7 protein-coding genes and 2 pseudogenes are annotated in these 8645 nt (G+C 58.4%); all 9 read left to right on the top strand.

Annotated elements, in window-relative coordinates; genetic code table 11:
* On the top strand, nucleotides 1-540 hold a 540-nt coding region (locus tag ACGLHR_RS49235; RefSeq protein WP_400103093.1), incomplete at its 5' end, for a phosphate acyltransferase.
* Nucleotides 541-980: 440 nt separating this feature from the next.
* A complete protein-coding gene (locus ACGLHR_RS49230; RefSeq protein ID WP_400103091.1) occupies nucleotides 981-2414 on the top strand; it encodes an MFS transporter in 1434 nt (477 codons plus the stop codon).
* Between the two features lie 67 nt (nucleotides 2415-2481).
* The gene (locus ACGLHR_RS49225; protein ID WP_400103089.1) at nucleotides 2482-3399 is read left to right on the top strand and encodes an ABC transporter substrate-binding protein; all 918 of its coding nucleotides are present in this window, start codon (nucleotides 2482-2484) and stop codon (nucleotides 3397-3399) included.
* A 22-nt stretch (nucleotides 3400-3421) separates the two neighbouring features.
* On the top strand, nucleotides 3422-4138 hold the full coding sequence (locus ACGLHR_RS49220) for a hypothetical protein (protein ID WP_400103087.1): 717 nt from the start codon (nucleotides 3422-3424) through the stop codon (nucleotides 4136-4138).
* A gap of 48 nt (nucleotides 4139-4186) precedes the next feature.
* Nucleotides 4187-5095, top strand: a complete 909-nt coding sequence (locus ACGLHR_RS49215) for a LysR family transcriptional regulator (RefSeq protein ID WP_267600604.1) — start codon at nucleotides 4187-4189, stop codon at nucleotides 5093-5095.
* 169 nt (nucleotides 5096-5264) lie between these two features.
* A complete protein-coding gene (gene leuC / locus ACGLHR_RS49210) occupies nucleotides 5265-6680 on the top strand; it encodes a 3-isopropylmalate dehydratase large subunit (protein WP_400103084.1) in 1416 nt (471 codons plus the stop codon).
* A gap of 2 nt (nucleotides 6681-6682) precedes the next feature.
* The gene (leuD, locus tag ACGLHR_RS49205) at nucleotides 6683-7348 is read left to right on the top strand and encodes a 3-isopropylmalate dehydratase small subunit (RefSeq protein WP_400103083.1); all 666 of its coding nucleotides are present in this window, start codon (nucleotides 6683-6685) and stop codon (nucleotides 7346-7348) included.
* Nucleotides 7349-7594: 246 nt separating this feature from the next.
* Nucleotides 7595-7792: pseudogene (locus tag ACGLHR_RS49200) on the top strand (PAS domain-containing protein); the annotation flags it as partial.
* A 52-nt stretch (nucleotides 7793-7844) separates the two neighbouring features.
* A pseudogene (locus tag ACGLHR_RS49195) lies at nucleotides 7845-8064 on the top strand (transposase); the annotation flags it as partial.
* Between the last annotated feature and the right edge of the window lie 581 nt (nucleotides 8065-8645).

Genomic DNA, 8645 nt, shown 5'->3' with positions numbered 1-8645 from the left:
TTCGCCGCGATGAACGCGCTGATGCTCGAGAAGTACACGCTGTTCATCACCGACACCTTCGTCAACGACGATCCCACTGCTGAGGAACTTGCCGCCATCACGCAGCTGGCCGCCGAGGAAATCGCGCGTTTCGGCCAGCACCCGAAGGTGGCGCTGATGTCGCACTCGATGTTCGGCTCGTCGAACCGCCCGTCGGCCAAGAAGATGCGTGTGGCCCAGGAGATCCTGGCCCGCGAGGCACCGCACCTGGAAGTGGAAGGCGAGATGCAGGGCGACGCCGCCCTGGTCGAGGACGTGCGCCGTCACTTCCTGCCGGGCACCAAGCTGGCCGGCAGCGCCAACCTGCTGGTCATGCCGACGCTGGACGCGGCCAATATCGCCTTCAACCTGCTCAAGATCACGGGCGGGCAAGGCGTCACCATTGGCCCGATCCTGCTGGGCGCGGCCAAGCCGGTGCACATCCTCAACCCGCAAGCTACCACCCGCCGCATCGTCAACATGACCGCGGTAGCGGTGGCGGAAGCCAACGCGGCGCGATGATCCGCGGCGCGGCGGCCTGGCGCCGCCGCGCGCGTGCGTGCATGCCGCCAGGCATCGCGATCGAGTAGGGTAAGGGGTCGCCCCCGAGTGTCAACCCCCTCTAACATTGGATTTCAGCGTAGGTAGGTCTGGCGCGATACGCTCCCCCTTGCAAGCTATTTGATTTCGTTTGCGGACTGACGCGGCACGAAGCCGAGGTGGGGGTTGGTCCTTGCCGGGCCGCAGCCTGGGCTACCTTCTATCCGTGCCGCCGCGAGGGCCGGGCACCACATACCACATGCGCAAAGCGCTGGAACATGTCTCTACCCTGCGTGTTCTCAAGGCTGGGCGTGTCGTTTGATCACCTTGAAAGAGGTGGCTCTGAGACATTGTGAATTGTTGTGCCCAGCGACGCCTGGAAACATCTTCCATGTAGGTCAAAAAACACATGCACTCGATTCATGTACATCCTGACGACTATGAGTTGGCATTTTCCTCGCCAGTTGCGCACCATTGTCTCAAACAAACGCCGCCTCCACGGCGGCCAACGAGAATCAGGAGACGATATGTGCACAAATCGCCGTTATCTAGTGTATTTCGCCATGTTCCTTATGAACGCGGTGAATTACGTCGACAGGACCAACCTGTCGGTTGCCGCAAGCTCCATTGCGTCCACCTTCCAACTTTCCCCGATTCAATTGGGATACATGTTCTCTTCGTTCCTGTGGACGTATCTGTTCTGCCTGATTCCGGCCGGCTTGGTCGTCGATCGCTTCGGCGCCCGAAAGGTTACGGCACTGGCGCTCATCGTTTGGTCAGTGGGGGGCGTTTTGACTGGCCTCGCCTCGAGCTTCTTCTTGCTTTTGGGATCCCGACTTCTCCTGGGTATTGGCGAAGCGGCGTCTTACCCTTCGGGCAGCAGGATCATCCGCGAATGGGCGCCCAAGACCGAACGTGGACTCGCCGCCGCGATCCTGAACGCCGGCTCCTATGCGGGCCCGGCTCTTGGCGGCATCTTCGTGGGTTGGTTGATCGCGCAAGTCGGGTGGCGCGGCTCGTTCCTGGTCACTGGCGCAGTGGGCATATGCCTAGGCGTGTTCTGGTGGATCTTGTACCGCACTCCTGCACAGGCAAAATGGATTTCGGCGGAAGAACGCGTGCTGATCAACGATTCGGCCACGCCGGCGGTTGCCACTGATTCTGCCGCCGCGAAGAAACGCGCTTCTGGCGGGCTGGAAAAGCTGCTCGCCGAAAAGACAATGTGGGGCCTGGCACTGACTCAGGGCTGCGCCGGATATACCGTCTATCTGTTTCTGACCTGGCTGCCCACCTATTTCGAGCGCGCTCGCGGCATGAATGTCGTCAAGAGCAGCCTTTACACTGCCGCGCCCTATGCCAGCGCCTGTGTGCTCGGCATCATGCTGGGTTATCTCAGCGACCGGCTGCTGACGAGCGAAGCGCTTGCACGCGGTGCCAGGCGCAACATGATCTTCGTGATGCTGCTGCTCGGATCGGTCGTATTCGCGCTGCCATTCGTGGATTCGATGTGGGCAATCGTGCTGATCATTTCGTTGGCGCTTACATGCGTGTCCACGGCCATGTCGATGAATATCGCATTGACTAACGATCTTCTAGGTGACCCGGCGCATTCGGGAGTGGCGGTAGGTTTGCTCATACTGGGCGGTAATGTCTTCGGTCTTGCCGCGCCCATCGTCACCGGCTATGCCGTTGCGTCCAGCGGCGGCTTTACCGCGGCCTTTGCGATTGCCGGCGCGCTGCTGCTTTTGGGATCGCTGGCAAGCCTGACTTTGACACGCAGGCAGATCCTTGTCGACTGGACGGAGCCGATCCGGGGCGATCAACCCATGGCATCAAAGCCCGCCAGCCAGTTGTGACATTACTGGTGACCGTCCTCGTCACAGTACTCGTGGTATTACTCTTTTCGCTTTAAAGGAAGAAACAATGATTTCGCTAAAAGTCGGCGCAGTATCGCGCAATTATTTCAACATGCCTCTCTGGATTGCGCAAGACGCCGGATTCTTCAGGAAGCACGGGCTGGATGTCTCGATCGAGTTGTATGAACCGATCGACGAAGTCACGGACCGCTTGATCGATGGCCGGCTCCAGCTATCGCTTGGGGTGACTGAACACGTGATCCTGGGCAGCGAGACGGGCAGCGATCTGGAGATCATTGCTGGCAACGTCAACCGCTTGCCGTTTTCTTTCATCGCGCGCCCCGATATCAAGACCATCGCACAGTTGCGTGGGGGCGTGGTAGGTGTTTCCTCGCTGGACGCTGGCAGTTCTTCACTTGTGATGAAGATCCTTTCCGCTCACGGCCTGGAGCATCCCCGCGACTACACCATCGTGGCGGTCGGACCGATCCTGTCGCGCTGGGAAAAGTTGCAGAATGGGGAGATCGATGCGGGGCTGCAGGGCATCCCGCTGAACTATATCGCGCTCGACCAGGGTTACACCTCGTTGTGCGAACCCCGCGATGAATTCCCGTGGTTCCAGTTCACCTCCTTGAACGTTTCCGCAAAGTGGGCCAACGAAAACGCCGGGGCCGTGGTGGCATTCTTGAAGGCATACATCGAAGCGCATGACTGGTTCTATGCGAACAAGATGGGATGCCGTGAGATCGCTATGCAGCACAGTGGGATCAGCGCAGATTATGCAGACCGCGCGTGGGAAGAGTACAGCCGGGACGAGATTTTTCCACGCGATGCGGCGGCCAATCCCAACTCCATACAGGCACTGATCGACATCAGCGCGTTGATCCGCGCCCTTCCGGGCCGCGCCAAGACCTCTGCTGCGGAATACATCAACCCGGTCTATCTTGGCCAGGCGCGCCAGTCGCTTGCCGAATCGAAGTCTTGAGAGCAAACAGAGGGCGCACGCAATGCAAATCAACTACGGTGAACGCGCACGACTGGGCATTATCGTGCCTTCGGGCAATTTCATTGCTGAACCGCAGATACAGGCCATGCTGCCCGATGGCGTGGCAGCCTACGTCACGCGTCTTCCACTTAAAGGGACCGGTTCAGAAGAATTGTTTGCCATGGCGGCGGGCGTCGGGCCTGCCGCTGCCATGCTGGCAGACGCCGGTGTGGAGCGGGTGATTTTTCACTGCACCGCGGTATCGACGTACAGCGTGCCATTGCAGGACGAAATCATGGCGAGCATCGAACATGCGACCGGACTGCCCTGTTTTTCCACCGGGTCCGCGATTGTCACCGCTTTGGAAACCCTAAGTGCCAGGAAAATTGTTCTCCTTACCCCTTACCTTGACGCAGTTAATCAGCGAGAAATCGCGTTCCTGGCGCACCATGGATTGGAAGTCGTCCATCATCACGGTCTCGGCCTGAATACGAATGCGGAAATGGGAAAGCTGGCGCCGGACGTCTTTTTCGATCAAGCGATACAGTATGCAGCGTCGGTAGCGGACGCCTATTTCATCAGCTGTACCGCCATCCGGTCGGCGGAAGTGATCGAGCGCCTGGAACAAGCGCTCGAACGGCCCGTCATCACGAGCAACCAGGTCATGGTGTGGAATGCGCTGCGCACGAGCGGAATTGATGATAAGGTCAAAGGATACGGCACGCTTTTCTCTCATTGAGACGAGGGAGAGTTCCGTTCCCCCGCTCGTCAGCCAAGTCTGTCACCGATGAATCTGCGCAGCATTGATCTAAACCTCCTGGTCATATTGGAAGCACTGGTAGAAGAACGAAGTGTGACCAAGGCTGCCCAGCGCGTCGGCATCAGCCAGTCGGCTGCGAGCCATGCGCTAAGACGCCTTAGGGTGACGTTCAAGGATGAGCTGCTGGTGCGTACCGCAGACGGCATGATTCCCACCGGACAGGCACTCTTGCTGGCAAGCATGATTAGTGGATCGTTGCAACAGATCGAACAAGCGGTGATACAGGGCAGCAAGTTCGATCCGACCACCTCGACGCAAGTCTTCAAAATGCGCGTATCCGACTATGCCGGGGTGTATCTGCTTCCGCGCCTCTGTCGGAGGCTACGCGAGCAGGCACCGTCGACGCGTCTGGAAGTCAAGCATTTCAGCCCTCAGGACATCGAACAGAAGACTAGCCAGGGCGAGGTGCAGGTGCGTCTCGCCCTGCGTTCCAGGATCGCTGGTCTGAGCAACAGTGTCCGATTGCTTGAAGACCATTTCGTGGTCGTGATGAGCGCCGCTCGCTATCCCGGACTATCAAAGCTCGATCTATCAGATTATCTCAGTCTGACCCACCTGAAGATCGCGATCAGTGGAGTCGGCACCAACCTGATCGACGATGAACTCGCCAACCTCGGTCATGAACGCAAGATCGCGATGACCGTGCCGAGTTGGCTCGAGATGCGCGAGGTCATTGAAACCACCGATCTGGTGGCGGTCGTCCCCAAGCATTGGCTGCATGCAGAAGGATTCCAGAAATTCCTTACCTTTCCGCTTCCGCTCGAAAACGCTTCGCTCGCCATTGACCTGGTATGGCATCCGAGGGACGACAAAGATGTGGCGCAGCGTTGGTTTCGTTCGCAGATTCAGGAGATTTTCCATGATTTTGCATTTTAGCCACGAAGATATGCGCTAAGGAACATACGCAGATTGATGCGTGGTTTCCAATGCAATTTCCGGAAGTATGCCCCGTGCCTACGCCTCCTACACCGACCATGTTCCTGATGGCCTCGAAGGTGGTTATTTGAAGCTGGTTAATTGAATCTAGTTACTTGGATTCGCAGAAATGAATCAATCCCTCACGCTATATGAAAAGCTATGGCGCCGACATGTCGTGCGCGAAGCAGATGACGGCTCGGCGCTTCTATATATTGATCGTCACCTCATGAACGAAGTCACGAGCCCGCAAGCGTTCGATGGGCTTCGGCTGGCAGGGCGCCGCATGTGGCGAGCAGAAGCGGCTATTGCGACGCCGGATCACAATATTCCGACGGTACACCGGGAACGCGGAATGCATAGTGAGATCGCGCGCTTGCAAGTCCAGGCATTGGACCGGAACTGCGCGGAGTACGGCGTCCCGTTCTACGCGTTGCAAGACGTTCGCCAGGGCATTCTTCATGTCGTCGGACCCGAGCAGGGCGAGATCCTGCCCGGCATGACCATCGCGTGCGGCGATTCCCATACGTCCACGCATGGCGCCTTCGGCGCCTTGGCATTTGGTATCGGGACTTCCGACATCGAGCATCTCCTGGCGACGCAGTGCCTGGTCATGAAGCGCATGAAAACCATGCGGATCACGATTGATGGCGCTCTGCCCGAAGGGACCTACGCCAAGGATCTCGCTCTGGCGATCATCGGCCGGTGGGGTACCGATGTCGCGAACGGCCATGCGATCGAGTTCGACGGTGAGACGGTGCGGGGGCTGGACATGGAAGCGCGCATGACGTTGTGCAACATGTCCATCGAAGCGGGTGCGCGCTGCGGCATGATCGGCGTGGATGACGTGACCCTCGCGTATCTGCATGGGCGACCCCGTGCGCCAGCGGGCGCGGAATGGGACACTGCGGCAGCCTATTGGTCGACCTTGCGTAGCGATGCGGATAGTACCTTCGACAGGTCGCTGCGCTTCGATGCCGCTGCGCTGCGGCCTCAGGTGACCTGGGGAACGTCGCCGGGCATGGTGACGGACATTGACGGATACGTGCCTGATCCCGCGACCGAGAACGATCCGCAACGCAGAAAATCCATGGCATCCGCACTCGCCTACATGGAGCTTCAACCCGGTCTCGCCATCCAGGACATTCGATTGGATAAGGTATTCATAGGCTCATGCACGAATGCGCGTATCGAGGATCTGCGCATTGCCGCGCGAGTCGTGCGGGGGCAAAAAGTCGCGCCGACGATCGCTCAGGCGCTGGTGGTGCCAGGGTCGGGCAGTGTCAAACTGCAGGCGGAGCAGGAGGGGTTGGACCGGATCTTTCTGGAGGCGGGTTTCGAATGGCGCGATGCCGGCTGTTCGATGTGCCTGGGAATGAACAACGACGGCCTCAAGGAAGGTGAACGCTGCGCATCGACGTCGAATCGCAACTTCGAGGGGCGTCAGGGACGCGGCGGCCGTTCGCATCTGGTCAGTCCCGCCATGGCCGCAGCAGCGGCATTGGCGGGCCATTTTGTCGATGTATCGCAGCTACGTGGGAGATAGTCATGGAACGATTCGACACGCTGACGTCGATCGCCGTACCGATCGACCGGGATAACGTGGATACCGATGCGATCCTGCCCAAGCAGTACATGGCAATGATCGGCCGTACCGGCTTTGGCGCCTATCTATTCGATGAATGGCGCTATTTCGATCGCGGAGAGCCGGGTATGGACGCCAGCCGGCGGCAGCCCAACCCGAATTTTCCATTGAACCAGCCCAGATTTGCGGGGGCGCAGATCATGTTATGCCGCACCAACTTCGGTTGTGGGTCGAGCCGGGAGCATGCGCCGTGGGCCCTGGCGCAGTGGGGAATTCGCGCGCTCGTCGGCGTGAGCTTCGCCGATATTTTCTATGGAAACTGCATCAAGAATGGCATCTTGCCGGTATGCCTTTCGACTGAGCAGATTAATACGATGTTTGCGGCGATCAATCGCGGCCAGGACAATCCCATTACGATCGATCTTGGTCGCCAACAGATCAAGTTCGGTGATGACCTTGTCTTGTCATTCGCAATCGATTCATTTCAACGCGATCTGTTGATGAACGGACTCGACGAGATTGGCCAAAGCTTGCTGCATCAAGAGGAAATCAGAAAGTTCGAATTTCAACGCATGCAACGCGAGCCTTGGCTATTTCCTTCCGGCCGCAACGCCCCAATGCGCACGTAGCGCGCCTTCGATCCGAAGGCGTGCAACTTAACTCGATCACACGCACTGTCATCGCCGCACCAGGCCCAAACCACTTATCGACCGCCACACGCAGAGACCTCTCGCCGGTATGCAATGGCCGTTCTGCGGCTCGCCCAAAGCCGCGCGGAACAACGCCGGCCAGTAATCCACCAAGGGGCAGCCAGCCGCCAGTGCGCCGGAGGAATCCACCTTGACAAACAGTCTTTTTCTGGATATTTTGTCCGTATGACGAAACGAACTTTGGAGCAGCAAGTGCTGCTCGAACAACTCAAGCAAGTGGCCCAGGGTCTCGGCGAGACACTGGCGCCGTTCTGCGAAGTCGTTGTTCACGGCCTCCTTTATCCGCTGGCGATCCACAACAACCTGTCGGGCCGCCAGGTCGGGGACCCGGCTACGGAACTTGGCCTGGCCCGCATTGCCGACGCTTCTCGCTGAACATGATCTCGGCGGTCAGCCCACCGTCAAAGGCCAGCAAGGCCGGTTGAAGCTGTTCTACCTGCCGCTGTATTCTCCGCACCTTAAACCCGGATGAGCAGGTGTGGGCGCACGTGAAGCGGCAAGTATCCAAGCGCTTGGTCCAGGGAAAGAACGAAATGAAGAAATTGGCGCTGAGTGCGCTGCGCCGCATCCAACGACTACCTGAGTTAGTTAAGTCGTTCTTTCGTCAGCCGGAGTGCCAATACGCTGCAGCCTGACAATACTTCTTAAAAAGTTAGTATCGATTGACCGGATCCCAAAAATGCAGTTCCAGCGCGCCTTCCCCAGGCGCCGGTTCGGTCCAAAGCAAAGAACCCTCATTGTGTTACCCATCCTCCAGACCAACGGCATCGGACACGCCAGCGCGATGAAGACACTGTGGTCCCTCAATTAGCAATACGCAAACCAACCTGTACTATTTACATGAAAAAACTGCCCCTCGCCGTTCTTGCGCTCCTCCCCCTCCTATGTCTCTCGGAGGCCCATGCTTTCCGCGATTCGGCAATGGAGAACGTAGTCGACAAGGTCAGAATCGCCAAGAGTACGCCTCACATGGCACCCGCGAGCGATGCCGCTGCTCCTGCAAAGCTCGCGAGACGAGAAGGTGGTCATCCGTGACTTCTCATCGACGCAGGTGGCATGGAATCGGCCGCACTGGCATCAGTGCGTTGTGCAGATATGTGGATCCCTCCTCATCTCGTTGACTACCGAGCGGGCGGGGACCCAATCCACCCAAGTTAAGCCTCCCTCAGCAAGCCTTATAGGCGGCATGTCGATGAGGCTTATGACGAGGCGGTCG

Origin of the sequence: Cupriavidus sp. CuC1 (assembly GCF_044627735.1) — a bacterium.
Lineage (GTDB): Bacteria > Pseudomonadota > Gammaproteobacteria > Burkholderiales > Burkholderiaceae > Cupriavidus > Cupriavidus ulmosensis.
This window is presented reverse-complemented; position numbering and strand designations above follow the sequence as displayed.

Bases quoted from the DNA above. Each gene is read 5' to 3' on its own strand.
- ACGLHR_RS49230 (WP_400103091.1), top strand. From the start codon at position 981: ATGTACATCCTGACGACTATGAGTTGGCATTTTCCTCGCCAGTTGCGC.
- ACGLHR_RS49225 (WP_400103089.1), top strand. From the start codon at position 2,482: ATGATTTCGCTAAAAGTCGGCGCAGTATCGCGCAATTATTTCAACATG.
- ACGLHR_RS49220 (WP_400103087.1), top strand. From the start codon at position 3,422: ATGCAAATCAACTACGGTGAACGCGCACGACTGGGCATTATCGTGCCT.
- ACGLHR_RS49215 (WP_267600604.1), top strand. From the start codon at position 4,187: ATGAATCTGCGCAGCATTGATCTAAACCTCCTGGTCATATTGGAAGCA.
- leuC (WP_400103084.1), top strand. From the start codon at position 5,265: ATGAATCAATCCCTCACGCTATATGAAAAGCTATGGCGCCGACATGTC.
- leuD (WP_400103083.1), top strand. From the start codon at position 6,683: ATGGAACGATTCGACACGCTGACGTCGATCGCCGTACCGATCGACCGG.